Annotated in this window: 19 protein-coding genes; 12 read left to right on the top strand and 7 right to left on the bottom strand. The window is 67.5% G+C overall.

The features are described 5' to 3' along the window. Positions 1 to 4: 4 nt before the first annotated feature. On the top strand, positions 5 to 1,648 hold the full coding sequence (gene groL, locus GGR89_RS01610) for a chaperonin GroEL (RefSeq protein ID WP_125976925.1): 1,644 nt from the start codon (positions 5 to 7) through the stop codon (positions 1,646 to 1,648). Between the two features lie 141 nt (positions 1,649 to 1,789). Here the strand turns inward: groL and GGR89_RS01605 are convergent, their stop codons facing one another. Further along, positions 1,790 to 2,332: a hypothetical protein gene (locus tag GGR89_RS01605; RefSeq protein ID WP_125976924.1), complete on the bottom strand. Its 543-nt coding sequence runs from the start codon at positions 2,330 to 2,332 to the stop codon at positions 1,790 to 1,792. Between the two features lie 166 nt (positions 2,333 to 2,498). Here GGR89_RS01605 and GGR89_RS01600 point away from each other — a divergent pair, with 166 nt between their 5' ends. The 4 genes from GGR89_RS01600 to GGR89_RS01585 all read left to right on the top strand — a co-directional run bounded on the left by GGR89_RS01600 (position 2,499) and on the right by GGR89_RS01585 (position 6,882). Beyond that, positions 2,499 to 3,656 carry a phosphoserine transaminase gene (locus tag GGR89_RS01600; RefSeq protein ID WP_125976923.1) on the top strand — a complete coding sequence of 386 codons (1,158 nt, stop codon included), beginning with the start codon at positions 2,499 to 2,501 and terminating at the stop codon, positions 3,654 to 3,656. Between the two features lie 104 nt (positions 3,657 to 3,760). Then, positions 3,761 to 5,338: a phosphoglycerate dehydrogenase gene (serA, locus tag GGR89_RS01595; RefSeq protein ID WP_125976922.1), complete on the top strand. Its 1,578-nt coding sequence runs from the start codon at positions 3,761 to 3,763 to the stop codon at positions 5,336 to 5,338. A 60-nt stretch (positions 5,339 to 5,398) separates the two neighbouring features. Beyond that, complete coding sequence (locus GGR89_RS01590; RefSeq protein ID WP_125976921.1) at positions 5,399 to 5,788, top strand: endonuclease domain-containing protein; 390 nt, start codon at positions 5,399 to 5,401, stop codon at positions 5,786 to 5,788. Next, complete coding sequence (locus GGR89_RS01585; RefSeq protein ID WP_125976920.1) at positions 5,785 to 6,882, top strand: ATP phosphoribosyltransferase regulatory subunit; 1,098 nt, start codon at positions 5,785 to 5,787, stop codon at positions 6,880 to 6,882. The genes GGR89_RS01590 and GGR89_RS01585 overlap by 4 nt, the downstream gene beginning before the upstream one ends. 41 nt (positions 6,883 to 6,923) lie before the next feature. Here the strand turns inward: GGR89_RS01585 and GGR89_RS01580 are convergent, their stop codons facing one another. From GGR89_RS01580 to queF, 3 genes are all read right to left on the bottom strand, one after another. Further along, positions 6,924 to 8,210: a glycoside hydrolase family 130 protein gene (locus GGR89_RS01580; RefSeq protein WP_125976919.1), complete on the bottom strand. Its 1,287-nt coding sequence runs from the start codon at positions 8,208 to 8,210 to the stop codon at positions 6,924 to 6,926. A gap of 50 nt (positions 8,211 to 8,260) precedes the next feature. Next, a complete protein-coding gene (locus GGR89_RS01575; protein WP_125976918.1) occupies positions 8,261 to 10,531 on the bottom strand; it encodes a glycosyltransferase family 4 protein in 2,271 nt (756 codons plus the stop codon). 141 nt (positions 10,532 to 10,672) lie between these two features. Beyond that, complete coding sequence (gene queF, locus GGR89_RS01570; RefSeq protein ID WP_064310690.1) at positions 10,673 to 11,119, bottom strand: preQ(1) synthase; 447 nt, start codon at positions 11,117 to 11,119, stop codon at positions 10,673 to 10,675. 54 nt (positions 11,120 to 11,173) lie between these two features. Between queF and GGR89_RS01565 the strand changes: the two genes are divergently transcribed. The 3 genes from GGR89_RS01565 to GGR89_RS01555 are packed head-to-tail and all read left to right on the top strand — an operon-like array spanning position 11,174 to position 14,480. Then, the gene (locus GGR89_RS01565) at positions 11,174 to 12,004 is read left to right on the top strand and encodes a sulfurtransferase (RefSeq protein ID WP_125974946.1); all 831 of its coding nucleotides are present in this window, start codon (positions 11,174 to 11,176) and stop codon (positions 12,002 to 12,004) included. Beyond that, the gene (metC, locus tag GGR89_RS01560; protein WP_125974948.1) at positions 12,001 to 13,200 is read left to right on the top strand and encodes a cystathionine beta-lyase; all 1,200 of its coding nucleotides are present in this window, start codon (positions 12,001 to 12,003) and stop codon (positions 13,198 to 13,200) included. Before GGR89_RS01565 ends, metC begins: the two co-directional genes overlap by 4 nt. Next, the gene (locus tag GGR89_RS01555; RefSeq protein WP_125974950.1) at positions 13,197 to 14,480 is read left to right on the top strand and encodes a mechanosensitive ion channel family protein; all 1,284 of its coding nucleotides are present in this window, start codon (positions 13,197 to 13,199) and stop codon (positions 14,478 to 14,480) included. Before metC ends, GGR89_RS01555 begins: the two co-directional genes overlap by 4 nt. Before the next feature lie 4 nt (positions 14,481 to 14,484). Here GGR89_RS01555 and GGR89_RS01550 read toward each other — a convergent pair whose 3' ends face one another. Continuing rightward, positions 14,485 to 15,573 (bottom strand): Ca2+-dependent phosphoinositide-specific phospholipase C, encoded by a 1,089-nt coding sequence (locus GGR89_RS01550; protein ID WP_125974952.1) that lies wholly within the window; start codon positions 15,571 to 15,573, stop codon positions 14,485 to 14,487. Positions 15,574 to 15,707: 134 nt separating this feature from the next. After that, positions 15,708 to 16,169: a DUF4168 domain-containing protein gene (locus tag GGR89_RS01545; protein WP_125974954.1), complete on the bottom strand. Its 462-nt coding sequence runs from the start codon at positions 16,167 to 16,169 to the stop codon at positions 15,708 to 15,710. 212 nt (positions 16,170 to 16,381) lie between these two features. Between GGR89_RS01545 and rlmN the strand changes: the two genes are divergently transcribed. Both rlmN and GGR89_RS01535 read left to right on the top strand, forming a co-directional pair. Then, on the top strand, positions 16,382 to 17,566 hold the full coding sequence (rlmN, locus tag GGR89_RS01540) for a dual-specificity RNA methyltransferase RlmN (protein WP_241213141.1): 1,185 nt from the start codon (positions 16,382 to 16,384) through the stop codon (positions 17,564 to 17,566). Positions 17,567 to 17,598: 32 nt separating this feature from the next. Continuing rightward, entirely contained in the window at positions 17,599 to 18,009 is a 411-nt protein-coding gene (locus GGR89_RS01535; RefSeq protein ID WP_125974958.1) for a lysozyme inhibitor LprI family protein, read from the top strand. Here the strand turns inward: GGR89_RS01535 and GGR89_RS01530 are convergent. After that, positions 17,987 to 18,607 (bottom strand): flavin reductase family protein, encoded by a 621-nt coding sequence (locus tag GGR89_RS01530; protein ID WP_125974960.1) that lies wholly within the window; start codon positions 18,605 to 18,607, stop codon positions 17,987 to 17,989. The genes GGR89_RS01535 and GGR89_RS01530 overlap by 23 nt on opposite strands. Before the next feature lie 92 nt (positions 18,608 to 18,699). On the opposite strand from GGR89_RS01530, the gene GGR89_RS01525 reads away from it, so the two are divergent. Together GGR89_RS01525 and GGR89_RS01520 are read left to right on the top strand one after the other, a co-directional pair. Next, on the top strand, positions 18,700 to 19,422 hold the full coding sequence (locus GGR89_RS01525; protein WP_125974962.1) for a cytochrome b/b6 domain-containing protein: 723 nt from the start codon (positions 18,700 to 18,702) through the stop codon (positions 19,420 to 19,422). Then, positions 19,419 to 20,150 (top strand): molybdopterin-dependent oxidoreductase, encoded by a 732-nt coding sequence (locus GGR89_RS01520; RefSeq protein ID WP_125974964.1) that lies wholly within the window; start codon positions 19,419 to 19,421, stop codon positions 20,148 to 20,150. The genes GGR89_RS01525 and GGR89_RS01520 overlap by 4 nt, the downstream gene beginning before the upstream one ends. The last annotated feature ends 17 nt before the right edge of the window (positions 20,151 to 20,167 follow it).

Here is a 20,167-nt window from a genome sequence, read left to right as displayed (position 1 = left end):
TCCCATGGCAGCCAAGGACGTAAAGTTTTCGCGCGACGCTCGTGAGCGCATCCTGCGCGGCGTCGACATCCTCGCCGACGCGGTGAAGGTCACGCTGGGCCCGAAGGGCCGCAACGTCGTGATCGAGAAGAGCTTCGGCGCGCCCCGCATCACCAAGGACGGTGTGTCGGTCGCCAAGGAAATCGAGCTCAAGGACAAGTTCGAGAACATGGGCGCGCAGATGGTGCGCGAAGTGGCCTCGAAGACCAACGACATCGCCGGCGACGGCACGACCACCGCGACCGTTCTGGCGCAGGCGATCGTCCGTGAAGGCATGAAGTCGGTGGCCGCCGGCATGAACCCGATGGACCTGAAGCGCGGCATCGATCTCGCCGTCGCCAAGGTCGTCGAGGACGTCAAGGCCCGCTCGAAGCCGGTTTCGGGTTCGCAGGAAGTCGCCCAGGTCGGCATCATCTCGGCGAACGGCGACCGTGAAGTCGGCGAGAAGATCGCCGAGGCGATGGAGAAGGTCGGCAAGGAAGGCGTGATCACCGTCGAAGAGGCGAAGGGTCTCGAATTCGAGCTCGACGTCGTCGAGGGCATGCAGTTCGACCGCGGCTACCTCTCGCCCTACTTCATCACCAACCCGGAAAAGATGGCGGTCGAGCTCGCGGACCCGTACATCCTGATCCACGAGAAGAAGCTGTCGAACCTGCAGTCGATGCTGCCGATCCTCGAAGCGGTCGTGCAGTCGGGTCGTCCGCTGCTGATCATCGCCGAGGACATCGAAGGCGAAGCGCTGGCGACCCTGGTCGTCAACAAGCTGCGCGGCGGCCTGAAGGTCGCGGCGGTCAAGGCACCGGGCTTCGGCGATCGTCGCAAGGCGATGCTGGAAGACATCGCCGTCCTCACCAAGGGTGAAGTGATCAGCGAAGACCTCGGCATCAAGCTCGAGACCGTCACGCTCGGCATGCTCGGCACCGCCAAGCGCGTCACCATCGACAAGGACAACACCACCATCGTCGATGGCGCCGGTGAAGCCGAGTCGATCAAGGCCCGCACCGAGCAGATCCGCCAGCAGATCGAAGTCACCACCAGCGACTATGACCGTGAGAAGCTCCAGGAGCGTCTCGCCAAGCTCGCCGGCGGCGTGGCCGTGATCAAGGTCGGCGGTGCGACCGAAGTCGAGGTGAAGGAGCGCAAGGACCGCGTCGACGACGCGCTGCACGCGACCCGCGCAGCCGTCGAAGAAGGCATCGTTCCCGGCGGCGGCACGGCCCTGCTGTACGCGACCAAGGCCCTGGAAGGCCTGTCGGGTGCGAACGAGGACCAGACCCGCGGCATCGACATCGTCCGCAAGTCGCTGACCGCGCTGGTTCGCCAGATCGCCAGCAACGCGGGCCAGGACGGCGCCGTCGTCTCGGGCAAGCTGCTCGACCAGACCGACACCTCGTTCGGCTTCAACGCCGCGACCGACACCTACGAGAACCTCGTGGCTGCCGGCGTGATCGACCCGACCAAGGTGGTGCGCACCGCGCTGCAGAACGCGGCTTCGGTCGCCGGCCTGCTGATCACCACCGAGGCGACCATTGCCGAGCTGCCGGAAGACAAGGCTGCTGCTCCGGCGATGCCGGGTGGCATGGGCGGCATGGGCGGCATGGACTTCTAAGTCCGCGCTCGACGCAAAAAGAGGGGCCGGCGGAGCGATCCGCCGGCCCTTTTTCGTGTTGGTCCTGGAACCTGTCGCTCGCGGCTCCCGCGCCCGCCCGCCCTCCCGCTAACGGGAGGGGATTTGGCGCGCCGCCCGCGATCAATCCTTCTTGTCGTCCTTTTCGTCCTTATCGACCGGCAGTGACGGCACCGCGGCGCGCGCGGTTGCGGTCGGTGCCGCAGGCGGACGGCAGCCCTTCGACTGGCCGAGGCCCTTCAGATAGGCGCGGCGGATGGTGCCGCCGTACAGCGCTGCGGTGACCCGCTTCTCCTGCTTGTCGGCACCGGTGATCATCCGCACCAGCCCGAAGCCGGGGATCAGCGCGCCGACGATCGCGCGGCTGCCGGCTGCCGCGATCGCGCCGCCATTGCCCCCTTTGGCCGCGGGCGCATCGGCGTCGGTGCCGAGCACCGCGTTGAGATCGGCGATGCTCGCGCGAATCTGCGCGCAGTTCCTGGTCCCCTGCGACGAATAGGGGGCGGAGGCGGCGAGCAGCAGCACGTCCGGGATCTTCTTTTCGTTGATCCGCAGGTCGCGCAGCGGCGCCTGCGCGCCGTCGCCGACGCTCTGCTTCTGCTGCTGCGCGACCGCCGGGGCCGCAATCAGCATCCCGGCCAGCCCGGCCGCCAGAATCGTCCGCATGTCGTATCTCCCAGATATTTTGCAAAGCTGTCGGGAAAAGTCGCAGGGGCACAACATTGTTCCACCGAAACGATGTCGATGATTGACTTTCGGTCACCTGCCGCTAGGGCCGTCGACGGGCCACGCGGTCCCAACGCCGCGCGTGCTCTCTGTGAGGAGAGTCTACATGACTGATTTGACTGCCGCCGACGCCACCCTTGCGCCTGCGAAGCCCACCACCAAACCGGCGCGTCCCTATTTTTCTTCTGGCCCCTGCGCCAAGCCTCCGGGCTGGTCGCCCGAGAAGCTCGCTGTCGAGTCGCTCGGCCGCTCGCACCGCTCGAAGCTGGGCAAGACCCGTCTCCAATATTGCATCGACCTGATGCGCGAGCTGCTCCGCCTGCCGGACACGCACCGCATCGGCATCGTGCCGGGCTCGGATACCGGCGCCTTCGAAATGGCGATGTGGACGATGCTGGGTGCCCGCCCCGTCACCACGCTCGCCTGGGAAAGCTTCGGTGAGGGTTGGGTCACCGATGCGGTCAAGCAGCTCAAGCTCGAGCCGACCGTGCTGCGCGCCGACTATGGCCAGCTGCCCGATCTGGGCGCCGTCGACTGGTCGAACGACGTGCTGTTCACCTGGAACGGTACCACCTCGGGCGTGCGCGTGCCGAACGGCGACTGGATCGCCGACGATCGCGAAGGGCTGAGCTTCGCCGACGCGACCTCGGCGGTGTTCGCCTATGATCTGCCTTGGGACAAGATCGACGTCGCCACCTTCTCCTGGCAGAAGGTGCTGGGCGGCGAGGGCGCGCATGGCGTGCTGATCCTCGGACCCCGCGCGGTCGAGCGTCTCGAAACCTACACCCCCGCCTGGCCGCTGCCCAAGGTGTTCCGCCTCGTCTCTAAGGGCAAGCTTGCCGAGGGCGTGTTCAAGGGCGAGACGATCAACACGCCGTCGATGCTCGCGGTGGAAGATGCGATCTTCGCGCTCGAATGGGGCAAGGGCCTGGGCGGTGCCGAGGGGCTGATCGCCCGTTCGGACGCCAATGCCGCGGCGCTCGATAAGATCGTCGCGCAGCGCGACTGGCTCGGCCATCTCGCCGAGGATCCGGCGATCCGCTCGCGCACCAGCGTGTGCCTGACGGTCGAGGGCGCCGATGCCGACTTCATCAAGAAGTTCGCCGGCCTGCTCGAAAAGGAAGGCGCGGCCTTTGACGTCGCCGGCTATCGCGATGCCCCGGCGGGCCTGCGCATCTGGTGCGGCGCCACCGTCGACACTGCCGATATCGAGGCGCTCGGCCCCTGGCTCGACTGGGCCTACGCCACCGCCAAGGCGGGCTGATCTCGGTGCTCCTGCGAAAGCAGGAGCCCAGGGCCACGCGCGATTCCCTAAGAAACTCTGGGCTCCTGCTTTCGCAGGAGCACCGACGTGCACAGGAGCATTCCATGCCCAAGGTACTGATTTCCGACAAGATGGACCCCAAGGCCGCGCAGATCTTCCGCGAGCGCGGCGTCGAGGTCGACGAGATCACCGGCAAGACCCCGGACGAATTGAAGGCGATCATCGGCCAGTATGACGGCCTCGCCATCCGCAGCTCGACCAAGGTCACCAAGGACATTCTCGAGCACGCGACCAACCTCAAGGTGATCGGCCGCGCCGGCATCGGCGTCGACAATGTCGACATCCCCGCCGCCTCGGCCAAGGGCGTGGTGGTGATGAACACGCCGTTCGGCAACTCGATCACCACCGCCGAGCACGCGATCGCGCTGATGTTCGCGCTCGCCCGTCAGCTGCCCGAGGCCGATGTCTCGACCCAGGCCGGCAAGTGGGAGAAGAACCGCTTCATGGGCGTCGAGCTGACCGGCAAGACGCTGGGCCTGATCGGCGCGGGCAATATCGGCTCGATCGTGGCGGACCGCGCCATTGGTCTCCGCATGCGCGTGATCGCGTACGATCCGTTCCTCACGCCCGAGCGTGCGCTGGAAATGGGTGTCGAGAAGATGACGCTCGACGATCTGCTGCTGCGCGCCGACTTCATCACGCTGCATACGCCGCTGACCGACCAGACCCGCAACATCCTCAGCCGCGAGAATCTCGCCAAGACCAAGAAGGGCGTGCGGATCATCAACTGCGCGCGCGGCGGGCTGATCGACGAGGCAGCCCTGAAGGACGGTCTCGATTCGGGCCATATCGGCGGCGCGGCGCTCGACGTGTTCGTGCAGGAGCCGGCCAAGGAACACCCGCTGTTCGGCACGCCCAACTTCGTCGCGACGCCGCACCTCGGCGCGTCGACCACCGAAGCGCAGGTCAATGTCGCGATCCAGGTCGCCGAGCAGCTCGCCGACTATCTGGTCACCGGCGGCGTCACCAATGCGCTCAACGTGCCGAGCCTCTCGGCCGAAGAAGCGCCGCGGCTGAAGCCGTACATGGCGCTGGCCGAGAAGTTGGGCGGCCTGGTCGGCCAGCTCGCGCATGGCGAGCTCACCAGCATCGCGATCGAGGTCGAGGGTGCGGCGGCCGAGCTCAACCAGAAGCCGATCACCAGCGCGGTGCTCGCCGGGCTGATGCGCGTCCATTCGGACACGGTGAACATGGTCAACGCGCCGTTTCTCGCCAAGGAGCGCGGTCTCGATGTGCGCGAGGTTCGTCATGATCGCGAGGGCGACTATCACACGCTGGTGCGCGTGACCGTCGGCACCCAGGCGGGCGACCGTTCGGTGGCCGGCACGCTGTTCGGCAACGCCGCGCCGCGGCTGGTCGAGCTGTTCGGCATCAAGGTCGAGGCCGATCTCGCCGGGCACATGCTCTACATCGTCAACGAGGACGCGCCGGGCTTCATCGGACGCCTCGGCACCACGCTGGGCGAGGCGGGCGTCAACATCGGCACCTTCCATCTCGGCCGTCGTTCGGCCGGCGGCGAGGCGATCCTGCTGCTCTCGGTCGATGAAGCGGTGGACGACGCGCTGCTCGGCAAGGTCCGCGCGCTCCCAGGCGTGAAGACCGCCATGGCGCTCGGCTTTTAAGCTGTTACTCTAAAGCCCTCTCCCCTCCGGGGAGAGGGTTGAGAGAGGGGCGGTGCGGATATGCCGAGGACCGACGAGCAACTACTCGCACGCGCCAAGCAGATGCGCGCCAACCTCACCCCTACCGAAACCGCGATGTGGTCCATCCTCCGCGCCAAGCGCTTTGAACACGTCAAATTCGCTCGCCAAGTCGTGATCGCACCCTATATCGCCGATTTCGTCGCGCGTTCGCGCAAGCTGGTCGTCGAGATCGACGGCGATACGCATGCGCTCTGCGAAGCTAAGGATGCGCGCCGCACGGCGTGGTTGGAACATCAGGGGTATCGGGTGATTCGGTTCACGAACTACGAGGTCGGGAGTAATTTGGGCGGCGTGGCGCAAATGATTGCGCTTACGCTCGCGGACATGCCCCTCTCCCAACCCTCTCCCCAGAGGGGAGAGGGCTTTTGACTGGTCTCCTCCCCGAAGGGTTTCACGATCGACTGCCGCCTGCCGCCGATGCGGCGGCCCGGCTCGAGACGCGCGTGCTGGGGCTCGCGCGGCTCTATGGCTATGAACAGGTGGATCCGCCGCTCGCCGAGTTTGCCGACGAGCTGGCGACGCGGCTGAAGACCGGCGCGGTGCACAATGCGGTGCGCTTCGTCGATCCGGTGTCGCAGCGCAGCCTCGCCATTCGCCCCGATCTGACCGCGCAGGTCGGCCGCATCGCCGCGACCCGCATGGGGCATCATCCGCGCCCGGTGCGGCTCTGCTACGCGGGGCAGGTGCTCAAGCTCAAGGCGCCTGCGCTCGATCCGCGCCGGGCGATGCGTCAGATTGGCTGCGAGCTGATCGGGCGCGACAGCGTGGGCGCCGCGATGGAGATCGTCCGCGTCGCGATCGAGGCGCTGCAATCGGCGGGCGTCGAGGGGCTGGCGATCGATTTCACCTTGCCCGATCTGGTCGACATGCTGGCCGGCGCTACGCTGCCCCCGGAGAAGCTCACGGCGCTGCGCGAACGGTTGGATGCCAAGGATGCGGGCGGCGTCGCTGCGATCGATCCGAAATATCTGCCGCTGATCGAAGCGGCCGGCCCGTTCGATGGCGCGATGGCGAAGCTGCGCGCGACCGATGCCGGCACCGCGCTGGCGAGCCGGATCGACGGCCTCGCGGCCATCGCGGCGAGCATTCCCGAGGGCGTCGCGCTGACGCTCGATCCTACCGAGCGGCACGGCTTCGAATACCAGACCTGGCTCGGCTTCTCGATCTTCGCCCGCGGGGTGCGCGGTGAGATCGGCCGCGGCGGCACCTATACGGTGGTGCATGACGGCGGCCGCGAAGAGCCCGCGGTCGGCTTCTCGCTCTATGCGGATTCGATCCTTGATGCCGGTATCGGCTGCGACGCGCGCCGCCGGCTGTTCCTGCCGTTCGGCACCGATGCGGCGATCGGCGCCGCGCTGCGAGTCGAGGGCTGGGTGACGGTCACGGCACTGGATGCGGAGGATACGCCCGAGGCGCAGCTGTGCAGCCACGAGCTGCGCGGCGGGGTGCCGACCGCGCTCTAGGCCATCGCCGTCGCCCCCGCGAAGGGGCGACGGCATGCGCCTCATTCCATCTGGTCGATCAGCGCCTGGATCGGCGCGAAGGCGAACGCCACCGAGCTGTCCGCCACCCCGTAGGGGATGAACAGGCTGTCGCCGTGGCGGATCGCGCCGCAGGTATAGACGACGTTGGGCACATAGCCCTCGCGGTCCTGGTCGGCGGCCGCGAGCAGCGGCGCGCGCGAGCGGGCGAGCACCTTCGAGGGATCGTCCTTGTCGAGCAGCGCCGCGCCGATCGAATATTTGCGCATCGCGCCGACGCCGTGGGTGAGCACCAGCCAGCCCTGATCGGTCTCGATCGGCGGGCCGCAATTGCCCATCTGTACCAGCTCCCAGGGGAAGCGCGGCTTGATGATCAGATCGCCGCCTTCCCAATGGGTGATGTCGTCCGAGCTATGCAGGAAGATGTTCTCGCCGTCCTGGCGCCCCAGCATCATGTATTTGCCGCCCACCTTGCGCGGGAACAGCGCCATACCCTTGTTGCGCGCGGCGCTGCCGGTCATCGGCACCAGGTCCAGCCCGCGCCAGTCGCGGGTGCGCAGCAGTTCGGACTGGATCACCGAGCCGTTATAGGCGGTGTAGGTGCCGATCCATTCGGGCGTGCCGTCGTCATGGGTGAAGTGGCAGATTCGCAGATCCTCCAGCCCGTTCGACTGGGCGCGGGTGATCGGGAAGATCACCGTGCCCGACAGGGTCGAATCGCGGTGGCGGTAGATGCGGACCGGGCCTTCCATCGCCCGCTCGTCGGGCTCGCGCGCATCGGCCGCGGTGGCGAAAGGCGGCTCGGGGGCCAGCACCAGCTCGTTGCCGTCGGTGATGATGCCCTCGCGGAAGGCGACCGAGGAGATATGGCCTTCGCCCACCGCACGCAGCGACATCAGGATGCGCATGCTGCCCGGTGGCATGCCGCTCTGGTCGTAGTGCGGGACCGCGCTGGGGTTCATCAGCGCGGCGGCGGCATAGCTGTATTCGTGGCAGAAATAGGCGCCGAGCAGCTGGCGCTTCTCGTCGCCGATCGCCGCGCCGTCGAGCCCGAGCATCGCCTCGATCTCGTCATAGCGCGTCATGAACACGCGTCGCGTCTGCCAGTGGCGGGCCTCGAAGTCCTTGAGGACCAGTTCGAGTTCGGCGCGCGCCTGGCCCGGCGAAAGCGCCAGTACCTCGCTGACGATCCGTTCGGTCCGGCTGGGCGCGCCGCCATTGGTCGACGCCCAGGCGATGTGGAACGGGCGCACGACGACGCGCGACGGATCGGCGCGAAGCCGCAAGGGATGGTGAAACAGTTCCGGCATTGGCAACCCCCGGGGAACGCGCTCGTTACGGCGCCGTCCCCGGTATCGCTTCAGGCGACGGCGAGTTCCGGTCCTGCCACGCTTTTATTGCGCTTTGAAAGAGCCGAGATCGCGCAATTCGCCAGTTGGAGTGCGAGAATCGACTCGGCACCTTGATTACGGTTAAGTCCGGTGGGCATCAGCCCGTCGAAGCAGCCGCCATCGGCCACGCTGGCGAGCGGCGTGTCGAGATCGTTGGCACCCAGATACCAGCGATAGGCCCGCATCGCCTCTTCCGCCCAGCGCCCTTCGCCGGTTGCCTCATGCGCGGCCAGGCAGGCATCGATCGTCGCCTGGGCTTCCAGCGGCTGCTGGTCGAAAGGCAGCGGCTCGGCATATTCGCGGCCGAAGCTCTCGGTGCCGACGGCGCGGAAACGGCCCTCGGGCGAGGTCTGGCGCTCGGCGATCCAGGCGAGCGTTTCCAGCCCGGTATCGAGGAAGTCCTGGCGGCCGAGTACCTTGCCGGCGCGCAGCAGCGCCTCGGGCAGGCGGGCATTGTCGTACGCCAGCACGATCTCGAACCAGCTCCATGCCGGGCGGCGGGTGCGCTCGAGCAGCGCGACCAGCTCATCGCCGAAGCGGGTGAGGATCTCGCGCGACAAGGCGTGGCCCGGATGCGCCTCCGCCATCGCCGCGGCGCCGAGCATGGCAAAGGCGTGCGCGCGGGGGCTGCCGAGGTCGAAGGCGATCGACGCGGTCTCGTCGAACAGCACCGACGCCCAGTCGCGGTGCTTCTGCGCGCGGGCGTCGCGGGCGGTGACGCCCAGCGCCCAGATCGCGCGGCCGTTCGAATCTTCCGAGCCTTCGTCCTCGCACCAGGTGCGGTCGAAGTTCATAAAGTTACGAAACTTGCGCTTATCGGGATTCCAGGCGTGCTGGACGAAGCCGCCATAAATGGCGGTCCAGCGATCGCGCTCGGTCTCGTCGACGTCGTCGATCTTGCTCATCAGGATCAGCGCGCGGGCATTGTCGTCGATGCAATAGCCGTGGCGGCGATCGGGCACCGAATAGATCGAGTGCTGGAGCATGCCGGTGGCGTCGCTCATCCGCTCGACCGCGGTCAGTACCGGCGAGAGCGTCGGCAGCTCGTTCGCCGCGGTGCGGATGCGGTGCGGCTTCTCGTCGAGAATCGCGTCGAACGCATCGATCGCGCGCTCGGCGAGACGGGTCCAGAGCATCGTGCGGCCGCGATCATAGGCGCGCCTGGCCAGCGCCAGTCGCGCCTCCTTGTCGCCCAGCAGCCGGTTGATCTCGCGCGAGAACGCCGCACTGTCGCTGAAATCGACGAGCACGCCGTGATCCTGGTCGAGGATCTCGGTCGCGTGGACGTACGGCGTGGAGACCACCGGCTTGCCCATGCTCACCGCATAGGAGAGCGTGCCCGAGGTGATCTGCGCCGGGTTCGGATAGGGGGTCGCATAGATGTCGGCCGCCTGAAGATAGTCGAGCAGGTCGCTCTGCTCGACGAAGCGATTGACGAAGGCGACATTGTCCTGGAGGCCGAGTGCGACGATCTGCGCCTTCAGCCGGTCGCGATAGGCCTCGCCCTCGTGCGCGACGAGATGCGGGTGTGTCGCGCCCAGGATCACGTACAGCGCATTAGGGTGGGCGGCGGCGACCGCCGGCATCGCCTCGATCATCGTCTCGATGCCCTTGCTCGGGGCGAGCAGGCCGAAGGTGAGGATGACGTCGCGGCCTTCCCAGCCATATTGCGGCTTGAACGCGGCGGTATCGGCAAAGGCGCGATCGGGCACGCCGTGCGGGATGACCTCGATCTTGCCGTCCTCGACGCCGTGGACGCGCTTGAGGATCTCGCGGCCCTTCTCGGCCATCACGATCAGCGTCGAGGCGCGGCGGATCAGCGCCTCCATCACCCGGCGCTCGTCGGCGCTCGGCCGCTCGAGCACGGTATGGAGCGTGACGATCACCGGCACCGAGACGCGATCGGTCAGCGCGAGCAGCAGCTCGCCCGCCGCGCCGCCGAAGATGCCATATTCGTGCTGGATCCACAGCGCCTCGGCGCCGCTCGCCTCGATCTTGCGGGCGGTTTCCAGATAGGCGCTGCGATCGTTCTGCGCGATCGAACCCGTCACCTGCGGCGGATAGGCGTAATGCCCGGGCAGGTCGTCCATCGCATAGACGTCGACCTGAATCCCCGGATAGCGCTCTGCCAGTGCCGTGAAGGTGTCGGTAGTAAAGGTGGCGATGCCGCACTTTCGCGGCAGGAAGTTGCCGATCAGGGCAAGATGCCGGATCCTGGGACCCATAGGAGACCGTGCCATGGCGGACCTTTCGCTACTGCATGATGGACTCGGCCCAAATTTGGGCCTTATGTCCTGCTAAACTCCCGTTTTTCGAATAAGTTGCAGTTCTGCTGCAACGCACAACCCTATACCTGATGAACCGTGCCGTAAACCTGCCGTTCAGCCGCGGCCACGGTATCCGGGAACCCCCTGATCGGGGATCCAGACGTCCTCGGGCGGCTTGCCCGACTGCCAGAACACGTCGATCGGAATACCACCGCGCGGGTACCAATAGCCACCGATTCGCAGCCAGAGCGGCTGCATCTCGCGGAACAGCCGCTCGCCGATGCCGACGGTGCAATCCTCGTGGAAGGCGCCGTGGTTGCGGAAGCTGCCGAGGAACAGCTTGAGCGATTTGGATTCGACGATCTTCTCGCCCGGCACGTAGTCGATCACGAGGTGTGCGAAATCGGGCGCGCCGGTGATCGGGCACAGCGAGGTGAATTCGGGTGCCGCAAAGCGCACCAGATAGCGCGTGCCCGCGCGCGGATTGGGTACATAATCGAGTTCCGCTTCCTCCGGGGTGGCGGGCAGGGCGGATTGCTTACCGAGATGCTTGGCGTCCATGGCCGCCATGTAGGCGTTTGCCGTGCGGTTTCCATAGGGCTAGGACCTACCCGCATGGACGGATTGATCACCACCGAAGCGCTGGCCGGCATGCTCGGCGCCCCCGACCTGCTGGTCCTCGACGCGACCTATACCTCCACCATTCCCGGCGCGGCGAAGCAGGATCCGCGCGCGGAGTTCGAGGCGGGGCATATCCCCGGCGCGCGGCTGCTCGATCTCGACACGCTGGTCGATGCCGAGAACCCGCTGCCCTCGATGCTGCCCAGGCGCAGCGTGTTCGAGGACCGCATGGCGCAGCTGGGGGTGATGGGGACCACGCGCATCGTCCTCTATGACAACAGCCCGCACCATACCGCCTGTCGCGCCTGGTGGGTGCTGCGGATGTTCGGCGTGCATGCCGAGATCCTAGACGGGAATATGGGCCATTGGCGCGCCGAGGGGCGGCCGGTGGAAACCGGGCCGCACGCGACCGCGTCGTCCAGCTTCACCGCCGGCGCACCCGTCGCGCAGATTCGTACGCTGGACGACATGCGTATGACGACCGAGCAGATCGTCGATGCCCGTTCCGCCGCGCGCTTCACCGGTGCCGAGCCCGATGCGCGTCCCGAATGCGCCGCGGGCCATATCCCGGGATCGAAGAACATCCCTTCGGGCCGCTTCTTCCAGCCGGACGGGCATTGGCTGCGCCCGGATGCGCTCCGTGTGCTGTTCGACGAGGCGGGAGTCGATCTCACCAAGCCGCTGGTCGCCACCTGCGGATCGGGTATCACCGCCGCGATCATCGTCTTCGCTGCGCACCTGCTCGGGCATGAGATCGCGCTTTACGACGGCAGCTGGACCGAATGGGGCGCGCAGCCCGACACCGCGAAGGCGCTCGGCGCATGAGCGGCGAGGACAAGCAGAACGATCGGGACGCGACCAAGGTCGTTCATGCCGGCCGCCGGCCCGAATGGACGCAGGGCATCGTCAACCCGCCGGTGTGGCGCGCTTCCACGATCCTCTACGACGATATCGCCGAGATGCGCGAACGCGGCAGCGCCGACACGCACCACAAGCTCTATTATGGCCGCCGCGGCACGCCGACCCAGTGGTCGCTTGCGGACGCACTGACCGAGCTGGAGCCCGGCGCGCAGGCGACGCTTCTCTATCCCTCGGGCGTGTCGGCGATCACCACCGCGCTGCTGGCGGTGCTGTCGCCCGGCGACGAGGTGCTGCTGCCCGACAGCAGCTACGAGCCGACGCGGGCGTTCGGCAATGGCATGCTCAAGCGGCTGGGGATCACCGCCACCTATTACGACCCGCTGATCGGCGCGGGCATCGCCGCGCTGTGCAGCGCGCGGACCAAGGCGATCCTGATGGAGAGCCCCGGCAGCCTCAGCTTCGAAGTGCAGGACGTGCCGGCGATCGTCGCGGTCGCCAAGGCGCGCGGGATCGTGACATTGCTCGACAATACCTGGGCGGGGCCGCTCTACTTCCCGGCGATCGAGAAGGGCATCGACTATACGATCCTGTCCTGCTCCAAATATGTCGTCGGCCATTCGGACGTGATGCTGGGCTCGGTCACCGCCGCGCCGGGACACTATGAGAAGCTGCGCGCGACCACCTACCAGCTCGGCCTCTGCGCCAGCCCCGACGATGCCTATCTCGGATCGCGCGGGCTGCGGACGATGGACGTCCGGCTGCGCCAGTCGGGCGCGAGCGGGCTCAGGATCGCCGCGTGGCTGAAGACCCGGCCCGAAGTGGCGCGGGTGCTCCACCCGGCGCTGCCGGACTGCCCGGGGCACGACGTGTTCGTGCGCGATTTCCGTGGGAGCGCCGGTCTGTTCTCCTTCGTGCTGAACGGCGGCAACGATGGCGCGCGCACCGCGCTGATCGACGGGCTCCGCCATTTCGGCATCGGCTTCAGCTGGGGCGGCTATGAAAGCCTCGCCATCCCCGCCGATCCGCAGCGCATCCGCACCGCATCGCGCTGGGAAGCCGAGGGGCCGATGATCCGGCTCTATGTCGGGCTGGAGGATACCGACGACCTGATCGCCGATCTCGAGGCAGGGCTCGCCCGCTTCGCCGCCGCGCGCGGATGATCCGCGACCTGCTAGACCGGTTCGCCGGCATGGGGATGCGGTTCCCGTCGCCGGCCGAGCTGGGCGAGCTGGCGGTGGCGCTGGCCCTGTCTGCGCTGGCGCTGGCGCTCGGCATCCTGATCGGCCGGCGCATCGGTGCGCAGGTCGCCGCGCTGTGGCACCGCATCGCCGGCGAGCATATCAACGGCATCCAGCCGCGGCTGTGCCGGATCACCCGCTACTTTACCGTCGCGCTGCTGCTCTCGCCGGTGGCGAACGGCTATGGCTGGCATCCCCCGGCGACCTTGCTGCTCGGCATCGCGCTCGGACTGGCGATGGCACTGGCCGTGATCGAGGTGCTGCGCGGGCTGGGCCTGCCGCGGCTCGCCACCTGGCCGATGGGGGCGATCGCCTTCACCTCGCTGCTCAGCAAGACGATGGGCGGGCTGGGGGTGATCGAGGCGCTGCTGGCCCGGATCGGCTTCGACATCGGCACACGGCGACTGTCGCTGTTGTCGCTGCTCACCTTCCTCGTCACCGTCACAATCATCTATGCGCTGGTGCGGATCGCCAACCGGCTGCTCGCGCAGTGGATCGGGCGGGCCAAGGGGCTCGACCCCACCCAGCAGCTGCTCGGGCAGAAGCTGGCGAGCATCGCCATCGTCACCGCCGCCTTCTTCGTCGGCATCGACCTGCTCGGCATCGACCTGACGACCTTCGCGGTGTTCTCGGGCGCGTTCGGTCTCGCCATTGGTTTCGGCATGCAGAAGACGGTCGGCAATCTGATCGCCGGGATCATCCTGCTGATGGACCGCTCGATCAAGCCGGGCGACGTGATCGTGGTGGGGGACAGCTTCGGCTGGGTGAACAAGATCGGCGTGCGCGCCGTCTCCGTGATCACGCGCGACGGCAAGGAGCATCTGATTCCGAACGAGAATCTGATGACCCAGGAAGTCGAGAACTGGTCCTATACCGATCGCAACGTGCGCGTGCGGATCGCGGTGACGGTCGCTTATGGCTGCGACCTCGACCTTGCGCAGGACCTGATGCTGCGCGCCGCCACCGAAAGCCCGCGCGTCCTCGACACGCCGCCGCCCAATGTCTGGCTGACCGCGCTGGGCGAGAATGGCGCGGCGCACGACATTCTGGTCTGGATCAGCGATCCCGAAAGCGGGGTCGGCAATGTGAAGAGCGACGTGCTCAACCGGCTGTGGAAGCTGTTCGGCGAGCACGGCATTACCGTGCCCGCGCCGCGGCGCGACGTGCTGTTGCGCGGCGGCCCGGAGCCGGACCGCCGCTGACGCTTCAGCGCTTCGGGCAGGCTGCCGTCACGCTGTTGCAGATCACCGTGCTCTTCCCCAGCGACACCGACCAGTTGAGCCCGCGCGGATCGGGCGCGCCTTCGTAATAATCGGTGCTGATCAGCTGCGCGCCCGAGGCGATCGCGGTGTCGAGCCGGCGGCGATCGTGCTTGCGCGCCTCCAGCGTCTCGGCATCGGCGCGGGTGCGGACCATGAAGCCGGCCTTCACGCGGCGGGTGATCGTCGCGGTGTCGGCGGTGGGGCTCTGGGTGTTGAAGAAGGCGGCTTCGGGCGCGTCCTCGGGGTACCAGCCGAACATCATCCGGCCCTTCAGGCTGGCATGGCCGGTGCGGTAGCGTTCCTCGTTCGCGTCCGAGGTATCGAGCACGAACAGGAACTTGCCGCGCGACGCGCCGATGGTAGGCCAGCGATGCGCGGTCACCGCGTCGCGCAGCGTGGGGAGGGTGCCGCGGACGTCGTCCGGCGCGATCACCCGCTCGCGGCCGATCGTCGCGGCGATGTCGGCATCGAGCGCATCGAGCGTGGCGGCGTCGAAGCCGATATCGGTGGTGCGTACGCCGGGGATCGGGCGCACGTCGCTGGCATTGACCAGGATCATCACCGGCAGATGGCCCGGATGGGCATCCGACCAGCGACGGAACAGCGCCATGCAGCCGCGGAAGGTGCGGCAATGCGTCTGCCAGTCGATGCCGGGGATGTGGATCGTCTTGGCGCCGGGCGCGGCCATCTCGGCCTTTATCTCCTCGGTGCCGTTCGCATAGGGCGCGGCATAGGCGCCGCCCTGGGGATCGGGGGCGACGTCGATCTCGAGCTGGCGCAGGCCGAGCGCGAGCTGGCTCTCCAGCGGCGGGTGGCCATAGGCGAGGCCTTCCCAGCTGCTCGGCAGCAGCGTGCGGAGGCGCGCTTCCACCTCGGGCAGCGGATAGGGGCGGTAGCTGTTGTGCGAGCCGAGCATGCGGACCTGGTCGAGCCGCAGCGAATCGAGGCTCGTGTCGGCGTCCGGCGGCGTCGTCCCGCCCGGTGCCATCGCCATCAGCAGCGCCGCCGCGGCGACCATCATCCCTTTGCGCATCCCGTCATTTCCTTTTGCGAAGCGAACCCAAGGCGGTGCCATTGGCGGGCTTTCGTTCCGGATCGATGACAGTGGCGCGCACAAAAACGGCGGCGGTCCGCTGGGGACCGCCGCCGCCGGAGGGAGCTATCCGCTTAATTGCCGGTCGGGCTGGCCGGTGCACTCGCCTGGGCCGACTGGCCGCTGGTCTGCGCCTGGGCTGCCGCCGCCTGGATGCGCTGGTTAAGTGCGGTATCCGAGGCCATCGCCTGGCTGATCTCGTTGAAGCGCTGCGGCTGCAGGCCCGACGCGGTGATCGCGGCGACGAACTTGGGGTTCTTTTCTGCCGCCGGGATGCTGGCGTCCGCGTTGATCTTGTTCACCGCGAGCGCCGCCTTGGCATACTGCTGGACCTCGGTGTCGGTAAAGGTCGACGCGCCGGCGGTTGCCGTCGCGGCGGTGCCTGCACCCGCGGTGCCCTGGTCGGGCGTGGCCGGCGTGGTCTGTGCCGGGGCGGCGTCGGCCGGGGTCGTCTGGGCCGGGGTCGTGGTCTGGGCGAAGGCGGTCGACGCCATCAGCGTGCCGGCAATTGCCAAGCTCGAAAACATCATCTTCATCCTCAACTCCTCGCAATCGTGAAACTCTTTTGCACCCCTGTAACGTATCAGTGGGGCTCGGGTTTTCCGCTGCACACCCGATTCACGATGGGCTGTGGCCATGGCGGGATGGCACGACCCATGCAGGGACGGTCGCGCGCGGAATCACACCGCTGGAAAAGCCGGGGATTTTCGCCTATATGCGGCGGATGCAGACAGTGTCGGCCGCTCCCATGCCCATCCCCGGGCACATCGATCCCGTGCCCGTGCCGCGTGCCCCCGCCGCGCGCGAGGACGGGCGTACCGACCTGATCGGTCTCTCCCGCGACGGTATCCGCGAGGCGCTGGCCGCCGCGGGTCTGGAGCCCAAGCAGGCCAAGCTGCGCGCCAAGCAGCTGTGGCACTGGATCTACAATCGCGGCGCCACCGACTTCTCGGCGATGACCGACATCGCCAAGGCCCAGCACCCGTGGCTGGCCGAACGCTTCGTGATCGGCCGCCCGGAGGTGGTCGAAGCGCAGGTCTCGAACGACGGCACCCGCAAGTGGCTGCTCCGCTCGCCCGACGGGCAGGATTACGAGATGGTGTTCATCCCCGATGCCGATCGGGGCACGCTGTGCGTCTCGAGCCAGGTGGGCTGCACGCTCAACTGCCGCTTCTGCCACACCGGCACGATGCGGCTGGTGCGCAACCTCACCGCCGGCGAGATTGTCGGCCAGGTGATGCTCGCGCGCGATTCGCTCGGCGAATGGCCGAGCCAGCCCGAGGGGCGCTTGCTCACCAACATCGTGATGATGGGCATGGGCGAGCCGTTGTACAATTTCGACGAAGTGAAGGCCGGCCTGCAGATCGTGATGGACGGCGACGGCCTCGCGCTGTCCAAGCGCCGCATCACCTTGTCGACCTCGGGCGTGGTGCCGATCATGGCGCGCGCGGGCGAGGAGATCGGCGTGAACCTGGCGGTGTCGCTCCACGCGGTCACCAAGGAGGTGCGCGACGAGATCGTGCCGCTCAACAAGAAATACGGCATCGAGGAGCTGCTCCAGGCCTGTGCCGATTATCCGGGCGCCAACAATGCCCGCCGCATCACGTTCGAATATGTGATGCTCAAGGACAAGAACGACAGCGACGCCGATGCGCACGAGCTCGTCCGCCTGCTGCGCAAGTACAAGCTGCCCGCCAAGGTGAACCTGATCCCGTTCAACCCCTGGCCCGGCGCGCCCTATGAATGCTCGACCCCCGAGCGGATCCGGTCCTTCTCGAACATCGTGTTCGAGGGCGGTATCTCGGCGCCGGTGCGCACCCCGCGCGGGCGTGACATCGATGCGGCGTGCGGCCAGCTCAAGACCGCGTCGGAGAAGAAGAGCCGGGCGCAGCTCGATCGCGAGGCCGAAGAGAAGTTCGCCGCACTCGGTTGAGCCCTGCCTACTTCTGCGCGTAGGATGCGGCCATGCCGCTGCTGCTGCTCGCCCTGGCGCTTGCCGCCCCCGCCGACCCTTGCGCCGACGCGAAGACGACGGTGGAGATGAACCTGTGCCTCGCGCGCGCCAGCAACGCCGCCGAGGTGGAGATGAACCGCTACCTGGTCGCCGCCCGCAAGCGCGCCGCGACCGATGGGGTGACGGTGGTCAAGGCGTTCGACGAGGCGCAGGGCCGCTGGATCGCCTGGCGCAAGGGCGAGTGCGACGCGGTCTATGCGCATTGGCAGGGCGGCACGATCCGGGGTGCCGCGCTGCTCACCTGCCGGATCGCGCTGACCGAGGCGCGCATCCACCAGCTGTGGAAGACCTGGCTGACCTACCCGGATTCGACTCCACCGATCCTGCCCGAGCCGGGGGTCAGCGCGGACGGAACATCCTGAACAGCGCGTCCTCGCCGATCTCGAAATAATCGGCCGGGCCGCCGCCGCGCAGGATCGGGCGGGCGCGGGCGGTCTGGTAGACGCCGTCCTCCAGCATCGCGCGATCGATATGGATGCCGGTCGCCTCGCCGAGCACCAGCCAGGTGTCGACTTCCGCGCCTTCCTTGGTCTCCAGCCGGATCAGCTGGGTGAGCCGGCATTCGAACTGCGCCGGGCTGCCCGCGACGCGATCGGGGCGCACGGTGCGCGAAGGGAGGGTGTCGATGCCGGCAAGGGTGAACTCGTCCACCTCGGCGTCGACCATTGCCGCGCTGGCATTCATCACTTCCGCCAGCGGCCGCGTCGCGAGGTTCCAGACGAACTCCCTGGTCTCGGCGATATTGGCGACGCTGTCCTTCCACCCGGTCGAGGCGAAGCCGAGGATCGGCGGGCGATAGTTGAACAGGTTGAAGAAGCTGTAGGGCGCGAGGTTGCGCACGCCGCCGGTCGACATGGTGCTGACCCAGCCGATCGGGCGCGGGCCAACGATGGCGTTGAGCGGATCATGCGGAAGGCCGTGGCCCGAGGCGGGTTCGTAGAAGTGGAAGTCGGTCGGCAATGCACGCTCCGGATTTTTGTGGCGGCGGTGAAACCGATTCCGCCTGCCGTCCGAATCTCCTACACTCGCCCCGTACAGCGAAGGAAGTGCAGATGCCCGAAGGTCTACCGGACAGGCCCCGCCTGATCTACCGCCACCGGCTGATCACCCGGCTATGGCACTGGATCAACGCGATCGCGCTGCTGATCATGGTCGGCAGCGGGCTGATGATCTTCAACGCGCATCCCCGGCTCTATTGGGGGCAATATGGCGCGAATTTCGACCATGCCTGGCTGGAGCTGCCGCGCTTCCCCGGCTGGGTGACGATTCCGTCCTATTACAGCCTTGCCGGCGCGCGGCACTGGCACTTCTTTTTCGCGCTGGTGCTGGCTTTCGGGCTGCTGGTCTATCTGCTGTGGAGCCTGGCGAACGGCCATATCCTGCGCGACCTGCGGATCCGGGTGCGGGAGCTGGCGCCCGGCCATCTGTGGAAGGATTTCAAGGACCATCTCGCCTTGCGCTTCCACGATCCAAGGGATCCGCGCGCCTACAATATCTTCCAGAAGCTCGCTTATGTCGGCACGCTGTTCGTGCTGCTGCCGGCGGTGATCTTCTCGGGCCTCGCGCTCTCGCCGGGGATGGACGCAGCCTGGCCGTGGCTGACCGCGATGTTCGGCGGGCGGCAGTCGGCGCGCTCGGTGCACTTTATCGCGATGGGAGCGATCCTCGTCTTCCTGCTGGTCCACCTGACGCTGGTGCTGCTCGCCGGCCCGATCAACGAACTGCGCGCGATGATCACCGGCTGGTGGCGCGTGCCCGCGGAGAAGCAGCCATGATCCTTGCGCGCCGCAATCTGCTGATCGGCGGTGCCGCCGGGCTGCTCGCCGGCTGTGACCGCTTCACCGACAGCCCGGTGCTGGCGAGCGCCGAGGAAGCGCATCGCTTCCTCCAGCGCGCGATCGGCCGCGGAGCGCTCGCCACCGAGTTCCGGCCGGAGCAGCGCAGCCCGATCTTCCGCGTCAACGGCACCTACAATCCCAATACGCCCGAATATAATATCTGGGCGGGTACCGGCTTCGCCGACTGGCGGCTGAAGGTGGGCGGAATGGTCGCCCGGCCGATGCAACTGACGCTCGCCCAACTCCAGCACCTGCCGCAGCGCGCGCAGATCACCCGCCACGATTGCGTCGAGGGCTGGAGCGCGATCGGCAAGTGGCAGGGGCCGCAGCTTGCGACCATCCTCAACGCCGCCGGGCTGAGCGCGCAGGCGCGCTACATCGTCTTCCACTGCGCCGACCGCTACGGCGACGGCGGCTATTATGAATCGATCGACCTGATCGACGCCTTCCACCCCCAGACGATCCTCGCCTGGGCGCTCAACGACCGGCGCCTCGATGTCGGCCACGGCGCGCCGCTGCGGCTGCGGGTGGAGCGGCAGCTCGGCTACAAGCAGGCCAAATATCTGGTGGGGATCGAGGCGGTCGCCTCGCTCGCCGGGATCGGCAAGGGCAAGGGCGGCACCTGGGAAGATTCGAGCGGCTACCAATGGTATGCGGGAATATGAACGGTAGCGGGAAACCT

This window comes from Sphingomonas trueperi, from assembly GCF_011927635.1.
In the GTDB taxonomy this organism is placed as follows: Bacteria; Pseudomonadota; Alphaproteobacteria; order Sphingomonadales; family Sphingomonadaceae; genus Sphingomonas; species Sphingomonas trueperi.
Note: the sequence above shows the minus strand (reverse complement) of the source record. Positions and strands in the feature narration are given on the sequence as shown.